The sequence below is a fragment of the Streptomyces sp. V2I9 genome, assembly GCF_030817475.1.
In the GTDB taxonomy this organism is placed as follows: Bacteria; Actinomycetota; Actinomycetes; order Streptomycetales; family Streptomycetaceae; genus Streptomyces.
The window spans coordinates 4921944-4946920 of record NZ_JAUSZJ010000002.1 but is presented as its reverse complement, the minus strand read 5'-3'; the positions used below and the strand labels follow the sequence as shown (position 1 = coordinate 4946920).

General features: G+C 72.9%; 17 protein-coding genes. 5 read left to right on the top strand and 12 right to left on the bottom strand.

Annotated features, from left to right (window positions below):
- Positions 1-9 precede the first annotated feature (9 nt).
- The 8 genes from QFZ71_RS21870 to QFZ71_RS21835 all read right to left on the bottom strand — a co-directional run bounded on the left by QFZ71_RS21870 (position 10) and on the right by QFZ71_RS21835 (position 8711).
- The gene (locus QFZ71_RS21870) at positions 10-1806 is read right to left on the bottom strand and encodes a type IV secretory system conjugative DNA transfer family protein (protein ID WP_307669863.1); all 1797 of its coding nucleotides are present in this window, start codon (positions 1804-1806) and stop codon (positions 10-12) included.
- Positions 1803-3380 carry an ATP/GTP-binding protein gene (locus tag QFZ71_RS21865; RefSeq protein WP_307671547.1) on the bottom strand — a complete coding sequence of 526 codons (1578 nt, stop codon included), beginning with the start codon at positions 3378-3380 and terminating at the stop codon, positions 1803-1805. The genes QFZ71_RS21870 and QFZ71_RS21865 overlap by 4 nt, the downstream gene beginning before the upstream one ends.
- Before the next feature lie 272 nt (positions 3381-3652).
- Complete coding sequence (locus tag QFZ71_RS21860) at positions 3653-5146, bottom strand: SCO6880 family protein (protein WP_307669862.1); 1494 nt, start codon at positions 5144-5146, stop codon at positions 3653-3655.
- Between the two features lie 184 nt (positions 5147-5330).
- Entirely contained in the window at positions 5331-6599 is a 1269-nt protein-coding gene (locus QFZ71_RS21855; protein ID WP_307669861.1) for a hypothetical protein, read from the bottom strand.
- 1 nt (position 6600) lies between these two features.
- The gene (locus tag QFZ71_RS21850) at positions 6601-7380 is read right to left on the bottom strand and encodes a hypothetical protein (protein ID WP_307669860.1); all 780 of its coding nucleotides are present in this window, start codon (positions 7378-7380) and stop codon (positions 6601-6603) included.
- Positions 7381-7402: 22 nt separating this feature from the next.
- Entirely contained in the window at positions 7403-7687 is a 285-nt protein-coding gene (locus QFZ71_RS21845) for a hypothetical protein (protein ID WP_307669859.1), read from the bottom strand.
- Between the two features lie 152 nt (positions 7688-7839).
- Positions 7840-8115 carry a hypothetical protein gene (locus tag QFZ71_RS21840; RefSeq protein WP_307669858.1) on the bottom strand — a complete coding sequence of 92 codons (276 nt, stop codon included), beginning with the start codon at positions 8113-8115 and terminating at the stop codon, positions 7840-7842.
- Positions 8112-8711, bottom strand: a complete 600-nt coding sequence (locus QFZ71_RS21835) for a DUF6668 family protein (protein ID WP_307671546.1) — start codon at positions 8709-8711, stop codon at positions 8112-8114. The genes QFZ71_RS21840 and QFZ71_RS21835 overlap by 4 nt, the downstream gene beginning before the upstream one ends.
- 241 nt (positions 8712-8952) lie before the next feature.
- Between QFZ71_RS21835 and QFZ71_RS21830 the strand changes: the two genes are divergently transcribed.
- The gene (locus tag QFZ71_RS21830) at positions 8953-9774 is read left to right on the top strand and encodes a lytic transglycosylase domain-containing protein (protein WP_307669857.1); all 822 of its coding nucleotides are present in this window, start codon (positions 8953-8955) and stop codon (positions 9772-9774) included.
- Between the two features lie 111 nt (positions 9775-9885).
- Positions 9886-10473 (top strand): sigma-70 family RNA polymerase sigma factor, encoded by a 588-nt coding sequence (locus QFZ71_RS21825; protein ID WP_307669856.1) that lies wholly within the window; start codon positions 9886-9888, stop codon positions 10471-10473.
- A 1367-nt stretch (positions 10474-11840) separates the two neighbouring features.
- Here the strand turns inward: QFZ71_RS21825 and QFZ71_RS21820 are convergent.
- The gene (locus QFZ71_RS21820; protein ID WP_307669855.1) at positions 11841-12422 is read right to left on the bottom strand and encodes a hypothetical protein; all 582 of its coding nucleotides are present in this window, start codon (positions 12420-12422) and stop codon (positions 11841-11843) included.
- A gap of 265 nt (positions 12423-12687) precedes the next feature.
- The gene (locus QFZ71_RS21815) at positions 12688-13008 is read right to left on the bottom strand and encodes a hypothetical protein (protein WP_307669854.1); all 321 of its coding nucleotides are present in this window, start codon (positions 13006-13008) and stop codon (positions 12688-12690) included.
- A gap of 496 nt (positions 13009-13504) precedes the next feature.
- On the opposite strand from QFZ71_RS21815, the gene QFZ71_RS21810 reads away from it, so the two are divergent.
- Positions 13505-15745, top strand: a complete 2241-nt coding sequence (locus tag QFZ71_RS21810; RefSeq protein WP_307669853.1) for an NB-ARC domain-containing protein — start codon at positions 13505-13507, stop codon at positions 15743-15745.
- A gap of 538 nt (positions 15746-16283) precedes the next feature.
- On the opposite strand, the gene QFZ71_RS21805 is transcribed toward QFZ71_RS21810, so the two are convergent.
- Positions 16284-17531 (bottom strand): hypothetical protein, encoded by a 1248-nt coding sequence (locus QFZ71_RS21805; RefSeq protein ID WP_307669852.1) that lies wholly within the window; start codon positions 17529-17531, stop codon positions 16284-16286.
- 278 nt (positions 17532-17809) lie between these two features.
- Between QFZ71_RS21805 and QFZ71_RS21800 the strand changes: the two genes are divergently transcribed.
- Together QFZ71_RS21800 and QFZ71_RS21795 are read left to right on the top strand one after the other, a co-directional pair.
- A complete protein-coding gene (locus QFZ71_RS21800; protein ID WP_307669851.1) occupies positions 17810-21034 on the top strand; it encodes a BTAD domain-containing putative transcriptional regulator in 3225 nt (1074 codons plus the stop codon).
- 400 nt (positions 21035-21434) lie between these two features.
- Positions 21435-23123: a hypothetical protein gene (locus QFZ71_RS21795; RefSeq protein ID WP_307669850.1), complete on the top strand. Its 1689-nt coding sequence runs from the start codon at positions 21435-21437 to the stop codon at positions 23121-23123.
- Here the strand turns inward: QFZ71_RS21795 and QFZ71_RS21790 are convergent.
- Positions 23092-24972, bottom strand: coding sequence for a serine/threonine-protein kinase (locus QFZ71_RS21790; protein WP_307669849.1), 1881 nt, complete (start codon positions 24970-24972; stop codon positions 23092-23094). The two genes, QFZ71_RS21795 and QFZ71_RS21790, sit on opposite strands and share 32 nt — an antisense overlap.
- Positions 24973-24977 lie beyond the last annotated feature (5 nt).

Sequence of the window (24977 nt, the reverse complement as noted above, 5' to 3'; positions counted from 1 at the left end):
ACGCCCCTCTCAGGCCGACTCCAGCCCGCTTTCCGCCTTCGTCGGGTCCGGCTTCGACCAGGAGCGCGCGGCCCGGTCCGTGATGGCCGCCACCTCCGCCTTCGCCGCTGCCGAGATGTGACCGGCGTCCGGCTCCTTGTACCAGGGGCGGAGCCGGATCAGGGCCGGCCGCACGCCGGTCGCGAGCAGGAGTGCCGTGCCCTTCGGCAGCGCCCGGATGCGGTCGGGGGGCAGCACCTGCTCCTGGCGGTAGGAGGTGGAACGGGACGAGCCGTCTTTGCTCCTGGAGACGCTGACCGTGCTCACATCGTGCTGGCCCACCAGCTTGGAGATCTTCTCCACGAAGTCCGCGTCGTCCAGCCCCGCACCGAGCAGTTTCACCGTGGCCGCGCTCCACAGCGCGTCCATGCCGGCATCCCCCCATACACGGGCGCCCTGGCGGTAACTCTGCAACAGGGTCACGACGTTGATCCCGCGTGAACCGAAGTGGCTGTACAGGTCGGGGAGATCGGCGATGCGGCAGACGTTCGCCGCCTCGTCGAGCACCGCCGTCATCGGCGGGTCCAGCCGGCCTCCCATCCGCTCGGCGGCGACGACCCCCGCCCGCATGGTGGCGTCGGCGAGACCGGCGATCACCCCGGCCGCCGAACCGCCCCCGTCCTTGGACAGCAGATAGAGCGTGTCGCGCCCCAGCACGTGCTCTTCCGGCCGGAACTGCCGCACGTCGGGGTCGCGCGTCACCCATGCCAGGATGCCCGGGTCCAGAAGGCAGGAGACGCACTGCCGGGCCGTCTCGTAGATTCCGTCCCGCGTCTCCACCGCGCCGCGCACCGTGCCCTGCAACTGCTCGGCCATGGCCGCGAGTCCGGCCTCCCTCAACAGGTCGATCGGTGTGCGGTCGGCCGGATCGGCGAGCCAGCCGAGCAGATCGGTCACCGGCGCCCGGCCGCGTGCCGCCGCCAGGAACAGGGCGGTCAGCGTGTTCTGGGCCGCCGAGATCCAGAAGTCCTTCTGCGAGGCGTCGTCGTTGACCGAGGCCACGAAGTGGCCCGCCAGCCGGCGTGATCCCTCGATGGTGACGCACTCCGCGAGCATGTCCCACCACATCTCGCGCGGCGTGTGGGCGATGCCCTGGGGGTCGAACGTCCAGACGGTGCCGATCTTCTCGCGCTCGGCGCGGGTGACGGCGTACACGTCCGACTTGTTCGAGGTGAGGAGCACGGCCCCACGTGCGCGCAGCACCCGTGGGATGGCGATCCCGGTGGACTTCCCGGCGCGCGGGGCCATCAGGTCCAGCTCCACGTCCTCGTAGGAGGAGCGCAGTTCGGGCCCCGAGGGTTCCAGGTCACCGAGGAGGTTGCCGGTCTCGTCGGGGTGGAGCTCCTTCATTCCCTTGAGGGTCGGGCGCAGTTCGCGGGCGCGCGCCGCGATGCCCTTGGGGCACATCGACGCGAGTTCCTTCCGGCCGGCGAGGCCGGCGGAGTGCGCACCCGCGCCGCGTCCCCGCAGGGCGAGCCGGACGACCGGCACGGTCAGCGCGGCGAGCACCAGGAGAAGGGCGACGACGCCTGCGTACACCGCGTACGGAGAAGCACCCGGCCAGAGCCGGTCCGGGCCCTCGGTGACGAGTGTGCCGAACGTCGACATGACGAAGGGCGGTGGATGCCAGCCCGCTCCCGTCACAGCGGCGCCCAGGGTGCCGCCCAGCCAGGTCACCCCGAAGAGGACCAGGGCCACACCCGCGACACCCACGATCGCCCAGGGGGCGAGTTCGCTTCCCGGCCGGCCGCCGGGCCGCCCGCTCATGCGGGCCGGCCCGAGACCGGGGCGGACAGATCGGCCACCGGACGCGACAGGTCCACTGCGGGGCCGAGTTCCGCGAGGGCGCGGCCGGGTCCTTCGGCGAGGACCGCAGCGTGCGCCGCGGCCCGCTCGGCGGCCCGCGCCTCGGCGTAACCGTTCGAGGCCCAGCGGGTGTTGGTGTCGTGCAGCCCCCGCTCGGTGTCGGTGATCGCCACCTTGATGGGGATGCCGGGGCGTCCGCCCACCTTGATCAGGAACCGGCCGCGGCCCGGTGGTTCCTCATCGGCTCCGGTGCTCGCCCAGCCGGGCGGCGAGGACCAGGAGGAGACCAGCTCGATCTCCCGCCGGGAGAGGCCGACCACCCTGCCGAGGTCCTCCATCTCCGCTCGCGGCAGTCCGGCTACGACGACCATGCCCGCGCGTTCGACGAAGCCACGTGCCTTGGCCCGGTCGGAGTCGGTACCCAGCGCCTCGGCGTCCTTGAGGGTGTGGGTGATCTTGGCGTCGCCCAGACCGAGCGAGCGGTTGAGCCGGGTCAGCGCGTCGATACGGTCGACGATCCCGGACGCCGCACGCAGCGGACGCCACAGCTCGTCCAGGACGGTGAAGAACCAGCGCCGTGGTGCGAGCCCCGCGTCGGCGAGCGCGTGGGAAGCGGCGACCGTGCCGAGTCCGTCCGACCAGGCGGCGAGCATCGCCGCCGCCGTCAGCTGGGTGTCGGCCTCGCCGATACGCGAGATGTCGATGCACACCGCGGTGGCGTCCGGGTTGATGTGGGTGGAGGTCTCCGAGGCGAAGGTGCCACCCAGCGGTCCGTCCAGAATGCCGAGCAGCGAGCGGTGCAGGGGATCGACCGCGTCGCGGTACCTGGAGTCGTCCCCCCGGTCCAGCGTGACCGCGCGCACCCGGGCGGGCCCCTCGTCGAGCACCTTGAGCAGGTCCGGAAGGAGCAACGTGTGGCCCCGCGGCGTGCGTTCACGCAGGTGGTGCAGACATACGGAGAGCACCGACTGCTCGTGGTCGTCCATGGGACGGCCGCGCACGATCGTGATCAGCGCGGCCACCATGTTGAGGACCCGGCCATGGGTCTCGGCAGCGAGGGCCTGCCCCGCCTCCCCGCCGATGCGGTCGGCCGCGGCGCCCATCGCGCCCGGGTCCAGGACGTTGATGCCGCCGACGCCCCGCCCGATGGAGATCACCTGACCCCCGAGGGCCCGCACCGTGTCGGCGTAGTCCGGCTTGAGGTCACCCAGCACCAGCGGAACGACACCGGTCGCGGACAGTCCGATGAGCATCCGGTTGATCAGCGTCGACTTCCCCAGGCCCGGCATCCCGAGCATGAACAGCGAGGGGTTGGAGATGTACCGGGCGCGGGTGAACCAGGACAGCGGGTCCCCGCACACGGTCGCCCCGGTGAACATGTGCTGCCCGAGGGGTACCCCGCTCATGGGCGCCCCGGAACCGGCGGCGAACGGCCAGAGGCCGCACGCCTGCACGCTCGTGGCGCGCCACATGGTGGGCGGGTCCAGGTAGCCGACCCTCCCGCCACCGGGGCCGGCCCACCCCCGCGAGGGCACGTACGCCTCGCGGACGGGGCGGGCGGACCCGCCCCGGTTCCCGGCCTTGCCCTTCCCGGTGTTCTTCCCCGGCTTCCTCCCGGACTTCGTGGCCCCCGCGAAGGGCGCGGCGGCCGGCCCGTTGCCGCTGTCGCCGCCGGGAACGCCCTCGTCCGGCCCGGCGGTGTCCGCGTCCGCGAACGAGATCCGGCTGAGCGCGGTGTCGGCGCCCGACGAGCCGGCCGGCCAGTCGGCTCCCAGGTCGAGGACGCGCACCGAGGTGGGGATGCCGCTCACAGTGCCTCCTGCAGCTCGTGCGGGATCAATGTCTGCTCCCACGGAAGGATGCCGACGGGCAGGGTGCAGCTGAACGCGGCAGCCTGCATCCGGTCGGCGGGGCGCATGGAGATGCGGGACGACGCCAGGAGGTTGCGTACGGTGACGTCGGCCTCCTCCAGCTGGTCGGGGGAGTCGACCGTGGCGGTGAACATCAGCGAGAACTCCACCAGGCCCGCGCCGGAGGCCTCCTCCGCGGCCGTCTGCTCGGCCGCCCGCACCTCGGACGCGGCTCGCGCCTGCACCATCCCGCGCCCGGACGTGGCCATGAACTGGGCGCTGCGGCGGTCCGCCTCGACGATCCGCGCGGAGGTCGCCGGATCGATGGGCCGGTACAGCAGGGCGACCCGCTTGCGCCGGGTTCCCGGCGCCGCCTCCAGCATGTTGCGCAGCACGCCCGAGCGCACCGTGCCTCGCGGGGCGAGGGTGAGGAGCCAGCTGCGCGAGTAACCGGAGTCGTGCTGATAGGACTTGACCGACTCGACACAGGCGGACGGACCGGCGTCGTCCCACTCCAGTCCCGTACCGCCGTGCTCGGCGCGTGCGCTGAGCACGTCAGCCGCGACGGCGGGGTCGTAGGCGACCCGTACGACCTCGGCGATCCGCTCGGCGGAGAGCGCGTACGCCGCGCCTCCGCCCGCCCCGACGAGTCCGCTGAGCAGACCGGGGAGGCGGATGGCGAGGTCGTTGACGACGTCCTCGTGCTTGCGCTTCTGCCCCGCCGGGACGCCGTAGGTGAGGGTGATGTAGGTGTGCATCTCGGACGAGGCGGACGGGTAGCGCCGCACGACCTCTTCCATCACCGCACGCGCGGCCGGCGGCGCGTCCTCGGCGATGCGGGGCAGCACCTCGGCGGCCAGCCGGGTGCCCGGGTCGGGGGCGGTCTCCACGATGACCGAGGCGCCTCGCAGCCCCGGCTCGTGCGAGAGCCTGGCCAGCCACTCGCCCCACATCGCCACCCATACGTCGACCTGGTCCGGGTCGACCAGGGATCCACCGTCCGGCTCGCACCCGAGCACGATGGAGTAGAGATTGCGGGAGCGGTGGTGCAGCACTCCGAAGGGGCGGTCGTAGGCGTCCCGGCCCTCACTGGCGCTCACCCGGTTCAGCAGCCCGGGCGGCCTGAACCGGCCGCCCGGGCGCTGCGACAGCGGTCCGGACACGTAGATGTGCGCGCCCTTGGACTTGCGGCGGAACCAGCCGATGCGCAGGGCGAGCAACTGGTAGAGGTTGCGGCCGTCCTGGGTACGCAGAGCCAGCGGGGCGATGACGACGACCAGCGGGACGAGCACCACCACGGCGGCGGCCAGCGAGATCAGCGAGGCGAGCAGCACCACGACGAGTCCGCCGAAGACGCCGACCGTACCGATCAGGCCGAGTGGGCCGAGGCCCGGCCGCCGGGGGCGGCGCCAATTCCCGTAGGTGGGATGCGTAACGGCTTCCGTAGCCATGGTTCTGCTTCCTTTCTCAGTAGCTCGGCCGGGTCGATGCCCGAGGCCGTGTCAGGGGTCAGGGGTGCCGTGTCAGGGGTCAGGGGTGCCGTGTCAGGGGTCAGGGGTCAGGGGCGGCATTCGCCGGCGGGGCCCGGGGGTGCCGGGCCGGGTTCACCGGCCCGGCCCGGTCCGACGACCGGCCCTAGCGGTTGTGGCCCGCGTCCCCGTCGGCGCCGTCCAGGGCGCCGCTCGCGATCCGCCCCACGCCTTGCGCCGCGGACATCGCGGCGCTCAGCGCGAGTCCCGCCGGACCCGCGGCGGCAGCCGCACCCGCGCCGCCGGCCGTCCCGGCACCGGTCGCACCCGCACCACCCGCCGTCCCGGCACCGGCCGCACCCGTCCCGCCGGGCGTGCCCCCCGCGGGCGGCTGACCCTCCGCGCCGGAGCCGCCTGCGGCGCTCTGCCGGCCGGAGGCTCCCGACCCGCCCTCGCTCCCGGCCGCACCGGCGCCGCCGGCGGCGGCCGGTGCTCCCGAAGGCCCGGACTTCCCCGCCGCTCCGCCCCCGCTGCCGCCGCTTCCCGAGGCGAGGGACTTCGCTCCGGAGGCGACCGCGCCGCCCGCGGCCGTCACGCCGTCCCCGACGCCGTTGCCGCCACCGAGCGCCGCGGTCGCGGGCGCGATGAGCTTCAGCAGGGCGGGCAGCGCGACCGCGGAGAGGAGCATCACGCCGATACCGGCGATGCGTTCCTGGACGCCGTTCTGCTGGTCGTTCGAGATCATGGCGGCGCCCGCGTACATGACCAGCGCGGCCGCCGGTTTGTAGATCAGCCAGGCGATCATCCAGCCGATGTGCTTGCGCCACCAGCCGTTGCCCCAGTCCGTCATGGAGGCCGCGGCGGCCAGCGGGAGCGTGCCCAGCAGCACGAGCATCACGCCGAGGCGGATGTAGAGCAGGATCGTGTGCAGGATGGCGGCGATCAGCAGCAGGAAGGCAAGGATGAGCAGCAGGAACGCCTCGATGCCGCCGGAGTTCTGGCACCCGATGTTGTCCTGGAGCGTCTCGCTCGCCGCCTGCTTGAAGAGGTGGTCGGCGTACCGGTCGGAGAGTCTCGCCGTCGCCGTCACCACGGTGGTCGCCGCTCCGGCCACGAGTATCACCCGCAGCAGACCCTTGAGCGCGGTCGTCCCGGCCTCCCCCCGGCGTTCGAGGGCCATCCGGATCGCGGCGAAGAGCAGCGAGCCGACCGCGAGGTAGACCACCACCCATTGCGTCTGGCCGTTGATCTGCTGGGGGGTGGTGGAGGCCGTGGACAGGGTGGGAATGGACATGGTCAGCTCACCGAAGGCCGAGACGGCAGCGGCGAGAATGGCTTGGGCGATACCCGACACGATGGTGCCGATCGGGTCGTCCAGGAAGTCGAAGAAGCCGCTGATCGCGTCGACCAGCGGGTCACCCGTGGGACAGGCCACGTCACACCCCCCACATGGTGAATCCGTTGTTGCCCGCCACAGTCGTCAACGAGGAGTACAGCGTCCCGTTGGGGTTGGCCCGCACCTTCCAGTCACCGCCGTCCCAGGTCACGGTGACGAAGGTCGTCCCGTAACTGCCCGAACCGTGCTTGATGAGAAGTTGCACGACGGCGCTCTCCTCGGAGTACGAATCCAGGGCGAACCCGGCGTACGAGCCGGCCGCGCGTCCGTTGGCGGCCGACGGGGGGACGGTGCTCCGCTGCGCGACGAAGAGATCCCGCGCACGTCCGGGGACCACCTGCTGATCGGTGACCGTCTGCCAGTCCTCGCCGCTCATCCGGGCGGGAATCACGTGGGCGGCCAGCACCGCGCCCAGGGGTGTGCGGGCGAAGCACCACATCACCGCGCCACTGGTGCGCACCGGGCCCGCCGAGGGCGATACGGGGACCTTCGTCAGGCCCAGCTCCTGCCACCGCAGGTCCTGGGGCGACACGGATGGAGGAGTCTGGTCGCTGTCGTCCGTCAGGCAGTCGCCGGGTCGTGCGGTGGCGGCTCCCTCCTCCCCCGGGTCGGGCCGCCCGTCCTTCGGCGCGGAGGAGGACAACGGTCCCTTGCCCACGGGGTTCCCCTGCCGGGCGGCCGGGGCATCGTCGTCCGTCGACAGCCAGGCGGCCCCGGAGGCGACGAGAGCGACGACGAGGAAGGCCGCGGAGAAGAGCCACCCCCGCTGGTTCCAGAACGGCCGGTCCGTCCCGGCCTCCCGCTGGTTGCGTCCGAACATGGTGTCCGCCCCCCTTCCGGTTCTAGGCGAAGACGAAGGAGACGAGCGGGCCCGCGGTGGCCACCAGCACACAGCCGCCCAGCACCATGCCGAGACGGCTCATGTGCTCGGAACTCTCGCCCCGCTTCATGGAGATGGCCATCATGGTGCCGGTGATCAGAACCCCCGCCACCCCCGCCGCGGTGCCCGCCCAGGCGGCGATGCCGAGCACCACGTCGATCTTGCTGGTGAGCGCCTGCGGAGCGCGGCGGGTCGGAGTGGGTACCTTCGCGGCGGCGTGGAGGAGGAAGGGGAGGTGCGATGTCATGGCTGTCTCCTGCGAGGTCGTGCGCCACCGTGCGGTGGCGGTGTACGGGGTGGCCGGGGCGGCATCTGGTGCGTCGGGGTGAAAGGGGTGGCCACGGCGGCGTCCGGTGCGTCGGGCGGGCCGCGCGTGGGTCTCGGCGGGTGGCCGGCGGGTCAGAGCGCGAGTGACCCGAGGGCGGCCACGAGGGGGCCGGCCGTGGAGGCGAGGACGCTGGCGAGCATGACGAAGAAGAGGCCGCGGAAGTGCTGGCCGCCCTCCCCGGGCTCGCCGCCGCGCAACTGGAGCGCCATCAGGGTGCCCACCGTGATGACGCCGCCCACTCCGGCGGCGGAGGCGCACCAGGCGAGCAGACCGAGGAGCTGGCCGGCCTCCGGACCGGGCGAGAACGTGGCGGCGAGCGGGACGGCCGCCAGGGGCAGAACGGTCATCGTCGCTCCCCCGCCCCGTCGGGACGGGTACCGGCCAGCGCGCCCAGCCGGAACAGCTGCTTGGGAAGTCTTCTCGTCTCCTTGCCCATCCGCCAGGCGGCGATCCACGGGATCCGGCGCACCGGGGCGGCGGACCTCAGGATCCGGACCCGGTTGGCGAGTACGAGAGGGAGGCGGCCTGGTGCGTCGGCGACGAGCACCAGCGCCACCAGTTCCATTCCGGCGGGGTGACGGCCTTCCCGAAGGGCGTTGAGGGCGCGGGACGCCGCCCGCATGCCGTCCGCGTGGGTGCGGGCGACCAGCATGACCCGGGCGGGTTCTCCCCGGGCCGGGTCGGGCCACGCGCACCCGAGGTCGGTGCCTCCTAGCACCCGCGCCAGGGTGCTCGCACCGGCCCCGCCGTGTGCGCCGACCCAGCCGAGCCCTTCGGCGGACAGCGCCCCCCGCTGTTCCCTGCGCGGCCGTTGGGGCCGCCCGCTCGCGGCGGCAGTGCTCGTGACCCCCCGTGCGGCGGCCGGCCGCGGGACCGTGGCCACGTCCTGCGGAGCCACCGGGTCCCCGGTGGGCTGTGGACGCGTAGGCCCCCGTACCCACATCCGCGGACCGGCGGGCTCCGCTGAAGGGACAGTCATGCGTGCCCCACCCTCTCTTCCGGCGATTGATTTCTTCGTGTTTGAACTGGTTCGGTCCAGAACCCGTTCTGATCCTTCGAGACCGTCGAGCTCCGTCAGACAGCCACAACGCGAGCCCCTCGACACCGGTTCAAGGCTCCGACGACTCATTTCGAACAGACGGCCGCAACGGTCGCCGGCGACAGGGAGACAGCGTGATCAGCTCATGAGTTCCGGGGGCCCCAGCAGCTCCGCGAAGGCCGCCATGGGCGCGATGGGCGGCCTCGGCTGCCTGGCCTCGCCGGCCGTACTCCTCGGCACGGTGGTCGTCGTGATCATCCTCGGCGGGCTCGGCGTGCTTCTGTATCCGCTCATCGTCCTCATCCAGCTGTTCGGAGGCGGCGGCACGGAACCGGCCGTCGAGGCCAAGAAGGTCGTGGAGGTGTTCCAGGGGGACGGGAAGGGCGAACTCGACCCCGCTCAGGTGCCCGCCGACCTGCTGGAGTCCATCAAGGCGGCGGGCGCGCTCTGCGAGGCGATCGGTCCGGTGGTGGTCGCCGCCCAACTGGATCGCGAGTCCGGCTTCGATCCGAACAAGGTCGGCCCCGAGGGGGAGGAGGGAATCTCGCAGCTCTCCCCGGCGGTGTTCACGCAGTACGGCGAGGACGACGACGACAACGGCAAGGTCTCCGCGTTCGACGCGGCCGACTCGATCATGGCGCAGGGCCGCCACCTCTGCGCGCTGGCCGGAGAGGTCCAGGGCCTCGTGGACAGCGGTCAGGCCATCGGCTCCGTGCTGGACCTGACACTCGCGGCCTACAACACGGACGTGGAAGCCGTACGCCAGGCCGGCGGCATCCCCGCCGTCAACCGGACCACGGGCTACGTCGTGTCCATCCGGGCGATGTTCGCAAAGTACGAGGGAATCGGCGCCCCGCCCCCGTCCTTCGCCCCCACCTCCCCTCCCCGGACCCCGACACCGACACCGTCCTCACCGGACCCGACACCCCCACCGGATCCGACGCCCTCACCGAACGCTTCCCCGTGACCACCACCCTGACCGATGTACGAGCCGTCAATCGACCGTCAACGCCCCGTGGACACCACCCCGTGAGACTCCCGGCCCGGAGAACAGCGGTGCCGAGGCGGGGAGTACACGATGCAATGGTCTTTGATGGGGTCGAGCGAGTCGCGGGACACCGGGGGAGGTACCCTGCGCGTCCTGTACGAGGAGCAGGCCGGACCGCTCTACACCTACGTCCTGCGCCTGGTGGGCGGCGACCGCCACCGGGCCGAGGACATCATCCAGGAGACGCTGCTGCGCTGCTGGAGCAAGCAGGACCTGAGCGTGGGGGCGGCGACGCTGCGGCCATGGCTCTTCAGGGTGGCCCGCAACCTGGTCATCGACGGCCACCGCCGCCGCCTCGCCCGCCCGTGCGAGATCGACGGCAGCAACTGGCTGCGGGAGATGTCGGCGGACGCGGACGAGATCGAGAACGTCCTCCGGTCGGTCGTGGTCGGCGAGGCGTTCAAGGCGCTGTCCGAGGCGCACCGCGACGTGCTCTACGAGACGTACTTCGTCGGCAGGTCCACCCAGGAGGCCGCCACGGCCCTGGGCATCCCCCCCGGCACGGTCAAGTCCCGCGCCTACTACGCCCTGCGCGCCCTGCGCCTGGCCCTGGAGGAGCGCGGGGTCGTCACGGCGGCCGTGCCGCAGCCGGCCGCCTCGTCCGCGGCGAGCGTCTGACCGGGACGTGCGACGGCGCTTCGTGAACGATCCGGGCTGACGGAGCCCTCGGGTCCGAGCGTGGAGAGGGAACCGGGCCACCATGGGGCCATCCCGGTCGCGTGTACGTGCCGATGCCGGGGCCACGCCCTCGTGCGGGGAAGGGAGCGGGCGACCTGCCTCCATCGGTTCCGACGCTCCGTCGCCCTCTCCGGTTGAACCTCTGTGCCGTCCGCGTGCGTTGTACCGGACACAGACATCCAGCCAGGTCTTCGGGAAGAGGACCCCAGTGTTCAAGGCTCTCCTAAGCTTGAGAAATGCAACGGAATCGCCGGACGCAAACGACCGCGAGGGTCTCATCAAGGACATGACCGATCGTTACGGTGACACAAAGACACTCGGGAAAGTCGTCGCAAAATCCGCCGGGACCCTCAAAATTCTGTACGGAGAAAAAAGGATCCGAGGGGAACAGGAAGTTCTTCCAGCAGGAAGACGTCGTAGAGCTCTGCAACGTCCCTCTCGATAGTCCGGACTTCCGTGAGGCGTCCAAGAAACTTGCCGAAATGGAGTACGCACACTGGGTGGCCCTGAAGCAAGCGTATCCGGACGCCCTGGGGGCTAGAGCTGGTGCAGCATTCGACCCGTTCAGCCGAGACCTCATACAAAGAGCACTCGCTGTCGCAGTGCGGATGGAGAAGCCAGGCGGGGACCAGAGCGTCACCAGCGCCGTCGCCGGCCTGCAAGCGTTCTCCGGACCGAAACCCCCAGCGGCTACCGGCCAGGGCTCCACTCCCCCGTCCCTACCGAGTTCGACCCCAGGGACGAGTCGCGGCCTTTGACACCACGCCACCGCCACCGCCCGCCTCCAGGGGCGGGCGGTGGCCCCGCGTCCGTGGCAGCGGGCAGCCCCCGCCCCCGTGGCGACGGTCTCCGGCGCGAGCAGGTCGGCGCCGAAGAGTCGGTGGCGGACCAGGTGCCCGACCTCGGCCCCGGAGCCCCTTCACCAAAGATCGTCACCGAGTGTCAACGGAGCTGAGGCCGCTTGTTTCGGGGGAGCGCACGAGGGTCTCACCGAGCGGGCCGATCGAACCGACCGGGGAAATGGGCCGATCGAGAAGGCATTTCGGCGGGACACCTGCGGGACCGCACCTCTGACGAGACATCAGGTGGGTCGCCGCCCTGAACCGACCTTCGGGACGTCATCGGTCTCCGGAGCCGGGTGCGCAGGTTCGCATCCTGCCGGGGGCACTCCCGGATCGAAGAACCGGACCAGCACAGGCTGGTCCGGTTCTTTCGTGTTCCCCCCGCGCATGCCACGCCCCCGTGCGGGCGAGCGGAGCGCGTGGCCCGGCTCACCCCCCGGATGGGTGGTCGGAACTTCCCGCCGTTCAGAAATTCCCGTCGACCGGGATCCAACCCGACCAGGCCTCGGGCTGGTAGAACTTCCCGGTGTCGCCGTCGTAGCGCAGAACACGCAGGCGTACGTTGCCGTTCTCGCGGTAGTCCTTGTTGCAGGTCGCCCAGGTGTTCACACCGAGCTTGTTGACGCAGACCTCGGCCGCGCGCCCGTAGTCGGTGTAGACCCCGACCGCCGCGGACATGCCGTCCTTCTCGGTGTCGCCGGCCCAGACGATGTCGCCGTTGTGCTGGAAGCACCCCTTCGCCCCGTAGGCGGCGACGCCCCCGAGGCAGGTGTTCGACGGCGGGGCGGCCCGGGCGGACACCACCGCGTCCGCCTGCCGGGTCGTTCCCGTCTCGTCCTCGTCCGCGGGGAAGGGGACGGCCGCGCCCGGTTCGGTGCCGGGGTCCGCGGCGCTGCCTTCGACGATGGCCACGTCCGCGGGCATCCGCACCTCGACGGGGGCCCCGGACGTGTCGTCGGCGAGCGCCGGTGTCGCGGTGACGGCCGAGAGCGCGAGCGCCGACGCCCCGGCCATAACGCTCAGCTTCGAGCGCCAGTTTCCACGCATGCTTCGCTACCCCCGCGCTTGACCTCTAGGTCGAGATCATCCATGACCACATGTGAACAGGGTGTGAGACTAAGAGATCACTGTGACGGATGGAAGGGGCTTCTGTGACGCGTGTGCCACACGCGTGCCCCTGAAGGCGCTTCCGGTGATACGCGTCACCCGCACGACGTCGCACGGACACCGAGGCGCGGCGTCGCACGCACACCGAGGAGGGCGGACACACGGCCGTGTGTCCGCCCTCCTGTCGCTCCTGCCGCGGCGCTCCTCAGGGAAGGGTCGGCGGCCCGTCGGCCCGCTCGCCCTCGGTGAACTCGGCGAACGTGAGGTCGAGCGCGCAGTCCGCCGGGATCTCGGCGGCGGTCGTGGCGCACCGGGCGGGGCCCGCCACGCTCTGCTCGTTCATCTCGGGCAGTCCCTCGGCTCGTTCACCGGTCTCGATCTTCCCCTCCAGCCCCTCCGCGGGCGCCGGGGCGGTGGGGGCGGCAGGCCGGCCGGCGTCAGGGGCCGCCGGGGATGAACAGGCCGACGCACCCGCCACAGCACCCAGGACGAGTGCGGCCGAGGCCGCCGCGGTACGAAGTCGCATCAAGGTCCCCCCTCAGCGGATGCCCGGACGTCCCGACGTCCGGATCACCGGTCGATCCACGGTGCCACAAAGGGCGGTGGGCTAGGCGGAGAACCTGTGAAGGACGCGGAGCCGACTCCCGGCCGCGCTCCGGGGCCCCGCCACCCGCCTCGGCCGGACGGCCGGGCCCGGCGGCGACCGTTCGGACCCGGGCCCGGACCGGCGCGTGAGGGTTCTTGCCGCGCTCCGGTCCGAACAGCTGCGACGCAAGTCGAACTACGGTGCCACAACGAGTGGCTGCGGGGAGGAAGAACGCGCAAACGTCCCGGTGACGCGGCGAGGGCACGTACCGTCGCCGCAAACGGGCGCGCATGCCTATGACATATGCCAAGGCCGCGATCCACGCCGGTGGGGAATCGACCCGTCCGGGGCCGGTTGCCGTGAGTCCGGGTAGCGGCCACCCGTAGGGAAAGGATGTCTGGTGAAAGCCGGTACTCGGCTGTCCGGAGGGGGACGCATGCGGGGGCACGAGCACAGCACCAACGCCAACGACCTGAGCGGGACGGTGCACGGCTTCGTGGTGCAGACGGGGAGCGTGCACGGCGGCATCCACGTCTCCGGTCCCGCCCTCCGGGAGGAGGTGCCGCCGCCCTGGCAGTTACCGCCGTCGGTGCGGCTCACCGACCGCACGGAGGAACTTCGGGCCCTGGAGGCACACCGGCGCCGGGCCACCGAGGAGGGGCATCCCACGTTGGCCATGGTGAGCGGACTGGGCGGGGTGGGGAAGACGGCGGTCGCGCTGAGCTGGCTGCACACGCTGCGCCCGCACTTTCCCGGCGGTCAGCTGTACGCCGACCTGGGCGCGCAGGCACCGGGCGGTCCCGCCGATCCCGGCGAGGTGGTGGCGCGCTTCCTGCGGGCTCTTGGTGTCCCCGCCGCCCAAGTGCCGTCGGCGCTGGGCGAACGGGTCGCCCTCTACCGGTCGTTGACCACCGAACGAAGACTCGTCGTGCTGCTGGACGACGCGGCGACCGCCGCCCAGGTCCGGCCGCTGCTCCCCGCCGGGCGGTGTGTGACGGCGGTGACGAGTCGTCGGCGGATGCCGGGGCTCAGCCTCGACGGGGGACACGTGGTTCACCTGGGCCCCCTGTCCACCGAGGCTGCGGTCGAACTGCTCGACACGACCCTCGCCGACGGCCGGGTCACCGCCCAGCCCGACCAGGCGCGAGCACTCGTCGCGCTCTGCGCGGGGCTGCCGCTCGCGGTGCGCATCGCCGGAGCGCGATTGGCGGCCCGCCCCCGGCAGGGGCTCACCACCATGGTCCGGGCACTGTCCGAGGAGCACGAGCGACTGGAGGCACTGGCCATAGAGGGGGACCACGACGTGCGGGCGGCCCTGGACCTCTCCTACCAGGGCCTGCCCCCCGCGGCGGCCCGTCTCTACCGGCTGCTGGGGCTCCACCCCGGCCGGGAGTTCGGTGTCCCGCTGGCGCGGACGCTGCTGGGCGGGGAAGCGGTCGAAGCCCTTGAGGCGCTGCACGACGCGAATCTGCTCGTCGATGTCGCGGACGCGACGGGCCGCGAACGGTACCGGTTCCACGACCTGGTGCGGCTGCACGCCGCCGAGCGGGCAGCACAGGACGCCGGCGGCGAGGAACGGGCCGGTGCGCTCCTCCGCATCGGCTACCACTACCTCGCCAACGCGGACCGGGCCGAGCAGGTCGTCGAGCCCGGGCGCGCCGGCCTGGAGCGGGGCTTCACGCGGGACGTCGGGCCCGAACCGATCACGGCGGAGGAGTTCGGCCCCGTCGACGGGCGGACGGAGGCCGATACGGCGCTGGACTGGCTGGAGCGGGAGCTGCCCAACCTGATGGCGGTGATCCGTCGGGCGCGGGCGATGGGCGCTCCGGAGCTCGCCTGGCAGCTGACCGACGCGTTGTGGCCGCTGTTCCCGCGTCGCAAGGTGTACCGCGAGTGGATCGAGGCCCACGATGAGGGGCTGCTGGCCGCCGAGGAGGAGGGGGACGGCGAGGCGTTCTGCCGGATGCTGACGTCCGGCGCCCTGGGAAGGCTCGCCACCGGCGACCCCGCAGCGGGGCTGGCCATGTTCGAACGGGCCGCCGTCGCCTTCGAGGAGCGCGGTGACGCCCTCGGGTACGCGCGGACGCTGAACTACCGCGGGCTGGCCCACCAGCGGCTCGGGCGACTGGACGGCGCGGCCGGGTTGTTCGCCCGCGCAGCCGACGAGCTGCCCGCCCTCGGCGACCTCCGGGCCGGTGCGCTGGCACGGTTCAATCTCGCCGATGTCGCGCTGGCGCGGGGGCGGTTCGCGGACGCGGCCGACGACGCCGAGGCCTCCCGCCTCGCCCTGGAGGCGGCCGGCGACCCGTACAACGCGGCACGGGCCGCCGGACTGACCGGCCGGGCCTGCGTGGCCCTGGGCAGGCTCGACCGGGCGGAGAGGGAGTTGTCGGCGGCCCTGTCCGCGCTGCGGGCGCAGTCCGCCGGGTTCGAGGCGGCCCGCGTACTCGGAAGCCTGGCCCAGCTGTCCGAGCGGCGCGGGCAGCCACGACAGGCCCGGCAGTACTACCGGGAGGCGCTGTCCCTGTACGCGTCGGCCGGCCGGTCCGGAGCGGCGGAGGCGGTCGAAGCGGCGGCTCGGCTCGATGCGCTGGAGCCCGCGGACACGGAGCATCCGCCCCCCACGCCGCCGGGAACGGGGCCCTTGGCGGCGGACCCTGGCGGGGCGGGGGCGTAACAGGGCACGAGGCTGTCCGGGGCGGGGACGGGCCGGGTCGGCGCGCCCCCGTGAACGGACCCGTCCGGGAAGGGCGCCGAGAGGGCCGGGGCATGGCCGCGAACGGTCCTGACGACCCGTACGGCGGCCGGGTCGAACGCGGCCGGGTCCAGCCCGGCCACCAGCCAGACGTGTGCGACCGACGCCCACGCCGCCCAGGACTGCACCGGCCACCCCTCCTCGCCGACCAGCAGGCGGTGCCGGGAGCCGAATCGCAGCCAGCAGCGCGGCCCCCGGTACACGGCCACCACCAGGGCGCCGGGGTGGCAGTCGGCGAGTTCGGCCGCGTACAGGGCGGGATCCACCGGGGTCAGGTGGCCCGCAGCCTCCGCGACCAGGGCGTCCGCCAGGAGCGGCATCGGGTGCGGTGACGGGAGCCGGACGCGCAGGTGCTCGTCGACGACCGGCAGGGGGCGGTCCGGGTGCAGGAGAGTGGCTCGGGCCCGGCGGACTCCGCGCTGCGGGACGTCCTCGGCGAGCCGTACGGTCGGCGCGGTCATCAGATGGTTCCCCGTTCGTCGTGACGTACCGTCACCGGCAGTGGCGCGTGGTCCGTACCCGGCCGCGCGGCCGGGGCGCGCAGCCGGAGCTTGCGGTAGATCAGGGCCCGCATCCGGGTGGCGAACCGCCCCGGTTCCGAGGTGATCCGGGCCGCCACCTGTTCGTACCGTTCCGCACGGTAGGCCTCGGCGGCACGGGTGAACTGGCGCGCCAGGGGGCGGTCGGTGCGCAGTCGCGGCGCGAAGGAGGCCAGTTCCGCGGCGGGTGAGCCGGGGTCCAGATCCTCCTCGGGGACATCGCCCAGGAAGACCGGGGCTCCGGTCATCGCCCCGTACAGGGAGACGGAGCCGTGGTCGCCCACGACGTGGTCGGCGGCGACCAGCGCCCCCACCCAGTCGGCGTGCTGGCCGATCACCAGGAGCCCGGCGCGCGCGAGCCGCGCGAGCCAGCTGCGGACCTGCCATTCGCCGTGGGCGTTCCAGACATGCGGATGGAGCAGCAGAGCTGTCCGGAAGTCCTCCCGCGGCAGTTCGTCGACCAGCCGTTCGAGCAGCTCCCACTGCCGGCTCAGGAGGGAGCCCGGCCCCCAGGTGGAGCAGACGGTCACCAGCCGCTGCCGGGGCCCGACTCCCAGGGCGGCCCGGTAGAGGGCCCGTTGCGGCAGGCTCGCCGTGATCCGGTCGAAGCACGGGTCGCCGACCACCTCGGCGGCGGGCAACGCCTCGGGGCAGTCGCGGCCGAGGCGGTGCAGGTCCTCGTGGTGGGCGAGCACGATCGCCTCGGGGACCAGCCGGCCGTCGCGGATCAGCCATTGCCGGTCGAGTCCGTAGGTCCCCCGTGCGGCGACCCGCCGACCACGCTGCGCGGTGGAGACCAGTTTGTTGTGCCCGGCGCCGTGCGGCAGCACGATCACCGGGGCGTGCAGTTCCGGCAGTCCGCCGTGGGCTGCCGCGAGTGCCAGGTCGAAGGGCGTCTGGGTCGCCTGGTGCCACGGCAGCACCAGGCCGCCGAGCCGCTCCAGGAAGTGCTCCACCCCGTGGCTGAACACATCGGGCGCCTGAGTGAAGAACACCTGCACCCGGGTGTCGTCCTCCAGCAGCCGCACGGCGTCGAGCAGGCGTTGTCCCGCCGTGACGGTGTGCACCACGGCGAGGACCCTCCTGCGGGTCCGGCGGGTGGTCCAGCGTTCGACATCCAGGCGCACCGGTACAAGGAGCCGGTGCGTGTCCGGCATGGTCGGGCTCATCCGAATCAGTCCCCGTTTCGGTCGCCGCGGACCGGGGCCCGCGGGGGCCGCTGTGGACGGCGGCCCGGGGACTCGTCTGCCCACCGGTGTGGACAGGCGGGTTGCAGGAATCCTGCCTTCCGTCTGCGGGCGGAGATGCGCTGCCTCATGCGCCCCGCTCACGCCCCCCGTGCGCTCTGGTCGGGGCCGGTGGCTCAGGGAACAGTGGACGGTTCCGCGCAGACGTGCGGAGGCTGCCGGCGGCGGCAGGAAGTGGCGCACCTGTCCGGGGGAGCGATATGGACCTTCTTGCTCTGGGACCTCTGGAACTATGGCACGGAGACCAGCAGCACACGCTCGGTTCGGTGAAACACCGCTGTGTGCTCGCCGTCCTGGTCCACGCGCGCGGAGAACCGGTCGGCGTGGACACGCTGATGGAGCGGGTCTGGGGTGACGAGCCGCCTCCCAAAGGGCTTGCCACGCTCCAGACCTACCTCTCCAAACTGCGGCGGAATCTGGACGACGCCGTCGGCCCACTGGTCCGGGTGGACCTCGTGCAGCCCCGCTCGTACCGCTTGTGGATGCGCGATCGGAACGATCTGGATCTGAACCGTTTCCGGCGGTTCCGCTCCGAGGCTGCCGTGGCAGCGACGGAGGGCCGGACGGACTGGGCGGTCGGGCTGCTGCGAACCGCCGAGAGCATGTGGCGGGGCGAACCGTTGACGGAGAGTCCCGGCGAGTGGGCGGCTTCGGTGCGCGCCCGTCTCGTGGAGGACCACCGCCACGTCCGGGAGGAACGCATCCGGCTGGAGCTGGAGTTGGGACGGCACGCCGATCTCATCGGCGAGCTGCGGGAGCTGGTGGTGGAGAACCCCCTGTCGGAAGGGGTGGTCGGCTCCCTGATGCTGGCGCTCCACCGCAGCGGCCGGCACAGCGAGGCTCTGGAGCTCTACCGCATGACCCATGCCCGCCTGCGGAAAGGGCTGGGTCTGGAGCCGGGGCCCGGCCTGCGCGCGCTCCACCAGCGGATCCTGGAACAGGACCGGGGGCTGGCCGGGCCCCGGACGGAAGCCGTCACCCTCGGCTCCCCCTCCCCCGCCCCGCCCGCGCCCGCTCCTCCGATACCGAGTGCCGCCCCGCCCGCGCAGCCCCCGTCCGGCCCTGCGGGCCGCAACAACCTTCCCCGCGACACCCGCGACTTCACCGGCCGGAGTGAGGAGTTGGCGCTTCTGCGGCAGGCGGTCTCCGACGCCGACGGGTACGCGCTGCCGCTGGTCGTCCTGCACGGGATGCCCGGCATCGGCAAGACCGCGCTGGCGGTCCACGCCGCGCACCGGCTGGCCGGGGACTACCCGGCCGGTCATCTGTACGTCGATCTGCACGGGTTCAGCGGGCGGCGGCCCGTCGACCCGGCCGAGGCGCTGGCCCTCCTGCTGCGGGCCGCCGGGACCGGGGCCGCTCTGCCGGACACGCTCGACGGGCGAGCCGCCGCGTGGCGCGAGTGGACCGCGCACAACCGGGTGCTGGTGGTGCTCGACAACGTCCGGGACTCTGCCCAGGTGCGCCCGCTGCTGCCCGGATCGGCCGGATGCCTGGCGATCGTGACCAGCCGCAACCGGCTCTCCACGCTGGACGGAGCGGTTTCCGTGCCGGTGGGCCCGCTGTCGGCACGGGAGGCCGCGGCCCTGTTCAGCCGGATCGCCGGCCCCGCCCGGACCGCCCGCGATCCGGAGGCGCTGGAGCTGCTGGTGGACGCCTGCGGCCGACATCCGCTGGCCACGACGCTGCTCGCGGGGCGATTCCGGCACCGGGAGATCTGGGATCTGCGCCACCTTCTGGAACGCCTCGCGCAGTCGAGCGACCCCCTGGACGGGCTCGACGAGGAGGTGTTCGTCTCGGCGTTCCGCTTCTCGTACGCGGAGCTGACGGCCGACACCCGCCGCCTGCTGCGTCTGCTCGCGCTGCACCCCGGACCCGACGTCACGGCGGCGGCCGCGGCGGCCCTGTCGGGAAGCGAGCCGGGACACAGCGGCACCGGGGACGTACAGCGCGACATCGAAGAGCTCCTGGACGGCCATCTGCTGACCGAGCCGTCCCTCGGCCGCTACCAACTGCACGACCTCACACGGGCGTTCGCGCTCCGCATGTGCACCCTGGAAGAGCCGGAGGCCACCCGCCGCGATGCCGTCGGCAGGCTCCTGGGGTACTGCGTCGGCTCGGCGTACCGGGCCCACAGCCACACCCAGCCGCGCCGGAGGGCCTTGGAACCCGAGCCGATGTCGGCGTATGCCACCGAGTTCGGCGACGCGCGGGAGGCGACCGCCTGGCTGAGCGCCGAGCGGGCCAACCTGATGGCGGCCGCCCGCACCGCGGCGGCGGAGCATCCGGAGTACGCGGCGCTCTTCCCGCACGCACTCGCCCCCTCGCTCAGGATCTGGGGGAGCTGGGACATCACCAACGAGTTGTACGGGGAGGCGGTGGAGGCCCTGCGCCACCGGGGCGACCCCCTCCTGCTGGCGCAGACGCTGGTGGAGGCGGCGGAGGTGCTGGCGCAGTCCGGGCCGGGCGAGGCGCTGAGCTGCGCGGGCGAGGCGCTGGCGCTGTTCCAGGACCTCAAGGACCTCGCGGGGTGCGCCGACAGCTCGCTCCAGGCCAGCCGCGCTCACCTGGCCGCCGGTCATACCGGCCCGGCGCTGCGCATGGTGAGCCGGGCGCTGGCGCTCTACCGCGATCTGGGCGACCGGCACGGCGAGGCGGACTGCCTCAACGTCGAGGGGGCGGCGCTGTACTACGAGGGCCGGTACGACGAGGCGCTCGGCCGGGCACGTATGACGCTGCGCATCCACGAGGACACGGGGGACCTGCTGGGACAGATCCGCGCCCACAACAACATCGGCGACGTCTACCAGCTCCAGGGCCACATCGAGCGTGCCCGCGAGCATCTCGAACGGTCGAAGGTGCTGGCCCGCCTGCACAGCGGGGAGCGCGAAATGGCCATACTGGATACGAATCTGGGCGCTGTGTACCAGGCCATGGGGGACACGCCGCGGGCGCTGGCGGGGTTCCGGCGGGCGCTGGAGAGCCACCGCGCCCGAGGGGACGCGCTGGGTGAGGCGAACGCCCTGATCAGCCTGGGCGCAGCCCGGGCCGCGAACGGTGACGGCGAGGGCGCCCTGCTGCACTTCACGCGGGCGGCGGAGGTCGCGCGGAGGATCGACAGCGCCTATGAGCGCGCCCGGGCCCTGCTGGGCATGGCCGACGTGCACCGGTCGGCGGGGCGGCCGGCCCCGGCCACGGATGCCTACCGGCAGGCACTTCTGCTCTCCGAGCACACGGGCTCCCGCCCTGCGGCGGCTCGGGCACTGGAAGGGCTCGCGCGGCTGGCAGCGGCCGGGCAGCACGGCGAACCGGCCCAGCAGTACGCCAGGCGGGCGGAGGAGCTGTACCGAAGCCTGGGCAGCGACGCCGAGGCCGAGCAGATGCGACGCCTCCAGCCGGGGAGAACGAGAAGGACCGGCGCCTGAGGAACACCCCGGAGCCGGTCCATGCATCGGCGGTGTGGATCAGCCGCTGGTGACACGGCCCACGGGGCCGCGCGCGATCACCACATCCACTGAAGAATCTTCCACATGCGTATGACAACTTCCTTCTGGTGAGCCCGTGTTGCGGTTCGGAGCGCCGAACTTCCGGCTCTGCGATCATGACACAGAACACGGGCTCGAAGATCCGAACTTGTTCACTCGTTCGGGTTCATTCACGGCATCACCATCTGCCAACTACCGCTACATCACCGGTGTTTCGCCACATAGGCCGCTGGGCTACGTGGGCCACGGAGGCAGAATGCGTGCCCCCGCGACGCGTGGGGGGCCGCGCCGCCGGGCAGATTCCCGGTGACTTTTTCGGCTCGACGGTGGGGGGACCGTTATGGAGTCCGATGACCGGTACGCGACTGCGGGACAGGGAGCCGATGGGGCCGGGGGCGGCGGGGCCGTGCCGCCGCGTCCGGGCGGGACGCCCGGCTTCGGTCCGCCACCCCCTCCCTCCCACGCACCGTCCGTCGGGCCGCCGCCGCCCGGTGCGTCCCTCCGGTCGGCCGGGGCCGCGCTGCTCAATCTGACCGGACTCGGCCTCGGATACGCCCTGTTGGGGCGCTGGGGGCGGGCCGTGGTGTGCTGGGCGGCCTCGGGGGTGTTGGTGTGGGCGGCCTTGCCGGCCGATCCGGACGGGGTGGCCGGGGGCGTTCTCGCCGGATATCTGGTGGTGCTGGCGGTCGCCGCCGCCGACGGGGCGCGGATCGCCCGGCGTTCGGCGCTGGGCGGGGCGTGGCGTCCGGTGCTGGCGGTCGGCCTCGGTGCGGTGCTGCTGGCCGTGCCGGCGGGCGGGGCGCTGGTGTACGGCTCCGCTCGGGACGAGGCGCGGGAGCGGATGCTGCTGGAGAGGCTGGCGGACGGGGACGATCGGGTCGCGGCGGCCTCGGGGCAGCCGTACGACGCGGCGAAGGGTGAGTACGCGAAGGCGCTCGACGTCTATCGCGCGCTCGCCGAGGACCACCCCGGTTCCCGGGCCGCGAAGCTCGTGCCGGACCGGCTGGAGGCGTACTACGAGGCCGTCTCCGCCCCGTACGCGGAGAAGCGGCACTGCGAGGCCCTCGCGCCCCTGACGCATCTGCGGACACTGCCGGGATCGGTGGACCGGAAGCTGCTGGGTCATCTGGCCGCCTGGCCCGACGAACCGCTCGCCGTGTCGCTGTACGGGTGCGGGGTGTCGCGCCTGGGCGGGGTGGGCGGTGGTGGCGCGGAGTTGGGCGAGCTGTTGCGTACGTTCCCCGATTCCGCCTCCGCGCGGCAGGTCGCTCCCGCGATCGAGGAGCGGATCAGGGCCCGGGTGGCGGCGCTGAAGGGGGCCGATCCGTGCGCGGCCACCGAGGTCCTGCGCGGCCTCGGGGCCACCGCCTCGCAGCTTCCGGACGACGGTGTGAAGAAGCTGCGCGCCGCTGCCGACAGGGGCGTCGTGGACGGGGTGTACGCGTGCGGGGTCGACCAGTTCGAGGAGGGGAAGTTCGGTGCCGCCCGCACGACGCTGACCGGATTCGCGCGGACGTACCGGGGCGACGGGCGGGTGCGGCAGGCGCGGAACATCGCGATAGCCGCCGAGATCGCGGACGACCGGCCGGCCGCGGGCAAGCGGCTGCCGCCCTCGAAGCGGCCCGGCGGGGCCCGGATGGAGCTCGTCATCAGCAACGACGCGCCCAACACGGTCGAGGTGCTGTACACCGGCCCGGTCACCGGCACCGTCAGCCTGAAGGCGTGCGCGGGCTGCGAGCGGTACAGCGCCTCCGAAGGCTCGCGGCGGGCGTGCGGGGCGAGCGGCAGGAACTATCCGAAGGCACGTCTCAGGCTCCCCGCCGGGGAGTACCACTTCCTCTACAAGCACGGCACGGGCGCGACCGCACGCGTGGACAGCTACTCCTCCGGGACGAAGGTCCAGCCCGGCTACACGTACACCAGTTGCACGTACGTCATCGAACGGAACCCGTTCGAGCTGGACCTGCCGCAGCTCCCGGATCCGATCCGGCCGGCGCTCAGCCCCGGGGGCGCGGGTTCCTCTCGATGACCCGGCCGTCCAGCCCGGCGGTGAGGAAGGCGCCGCCGTGCGAGTCGGAGACGTACACGCGCAGCACCGGGCGGTCCTCGTGGAAGGGCGAGGCGGGGTCCACGATCACATAACGGCTCTCCGGCTTCTCGACGTTGAGGGTCTCCTCGGCCGTCTTCAGCAGGGCGGGCAGCACGTCCCAGTCGACGGTGTCGAGGTCGATCGTGGTGGAGCCGGACGTCAGGGTACCGCCCATGTCGTCGTTCTTCGCCCGGCCGTCGCGGTAGCTGAAGCGGTCGTAGAGCGCGGCGTTGGACTTCAACGGCGCCTCGGCGGAGGCGTGTTCGCCGAAGAGGGTGAAGCCGGTGACCTTCGTTCCTCCCATGAGCGGCTTCAGCGCCTCGATCGCGGTCCGCACCCCGTCCGGGGTCAGCAGGTCGACGGTCTCCGCGGCGTCCTCGCCCCCGGAGCCGCCTGCGCCCTCGGAGGGGGCGGCGGCGCCGGAGTCGTCGGCCGCCGGGTCCGGGGCGGGAGCGGAGACCTGCGGCGCGCTCGCCCGGTCGCGGGGGCGGTCGTCGCTGTCGGAGCTCCGGGAGGAGAACGGGTCGGTGGTCCAGAGGATCGTGCCCGCGACCACCACGGCCGAGACGACGGACGAGACCGCGCCGATCCTCCACGCCCGGCGCTCGACGCGGCGGCCGGGCTCGTGCGGGGCGGTGTACGGGTGACCGGGGGGCTGCTGGTACGGGTTGCCACCGGAGGCGGGCGCGGAGAAGGGGGACGCGGGCGGCGGAAAGCCGTAGCCCGTCGGGACGCGGTCCTCCGGCCCGGTGGGCGGGGCGGACGATCCGCCGGGCCGGGCGGGCGGCGGGTGGATCCGGTCGGACGCGGGTGACGAAGGCGGCTCGGACGCGGGACCCGGACCGGGCGGCGGTGCGGCGGGTGCCTGCGTCGGGGCGGCGTGCACGGAACCGGTGGACGCGGGCCGTTCCCGTACGGGCTCCGTGGGCGTCGGGGCGGTGTTCGGGCCGCCTCGGGCGGCCCCGGCGAGCAGCCGGTCGAGGGCTTCGGCGTCGGGGCGGGCCGGGACGTCCCGCGTGAGCAGGGCCTTCAGCACCGGGGCGAGGGCCCCGGCCCGTACCGGCGGCGGGATCTCCTCGTCGAGCACGGCGGCCAGCGTGGCCAGAGTGGTGGCCCGGCGCAGCGGGTGGTGGCCCTCGACGGCGACGTACAGCAGCATGCCGAGCGACCAGAGGTCGGAGGACGGATCGCCCTCGGTGCCCCGGATACGTTCGGGGGCTATGTAGTCGGGCGAGCCGATGAGGGCGCCCGTCATGGTGAGGCTGGTCGACTCGCGGATGGCGGCGATGCCGAAGTCGGTGAGGACGGGGCGGCCGTCGGGGCGCAGCAGGACGTTGGCGGGCTTGACGTCGCGGTGCTGGATGCCGCAGGCGTGGGCGGCGCGGAGGGCGGAGAGGATGCCGCGCCCCAGTTCGGCGGCGTCGGCGGGTTCCAGGGGGCCGGTGGCGAGCCGGTCGTGCAGGGAGGAGCCGGCCACCAGCTCCATGACGATCCACGGGTAGCCGTCCTCGCCGGGGTCCACGATGTGGTGGACGGTCACCACGTTGGGGTGGTCGACACGGGCCAGGGCTCGGGCCTCGCGCAGCACCCGCGCGCGCAGGGTGCGGGCGCCCTCGGGGTCGTACTCCGCGAGGGCAGGGTCCGGGGGCCGCACCTCCTTGAGCGCGACGTCGCGGTGGAGCGCCTCGTCGCGGGCCCGCCAGACCATGCCCATGCCACCGCTGCCGAGCCGCTCCACCAGCGTGAAGCGACCGTCGATCACCCGTCCTGTGGGGGCCTCTTCGCTCATGGGCC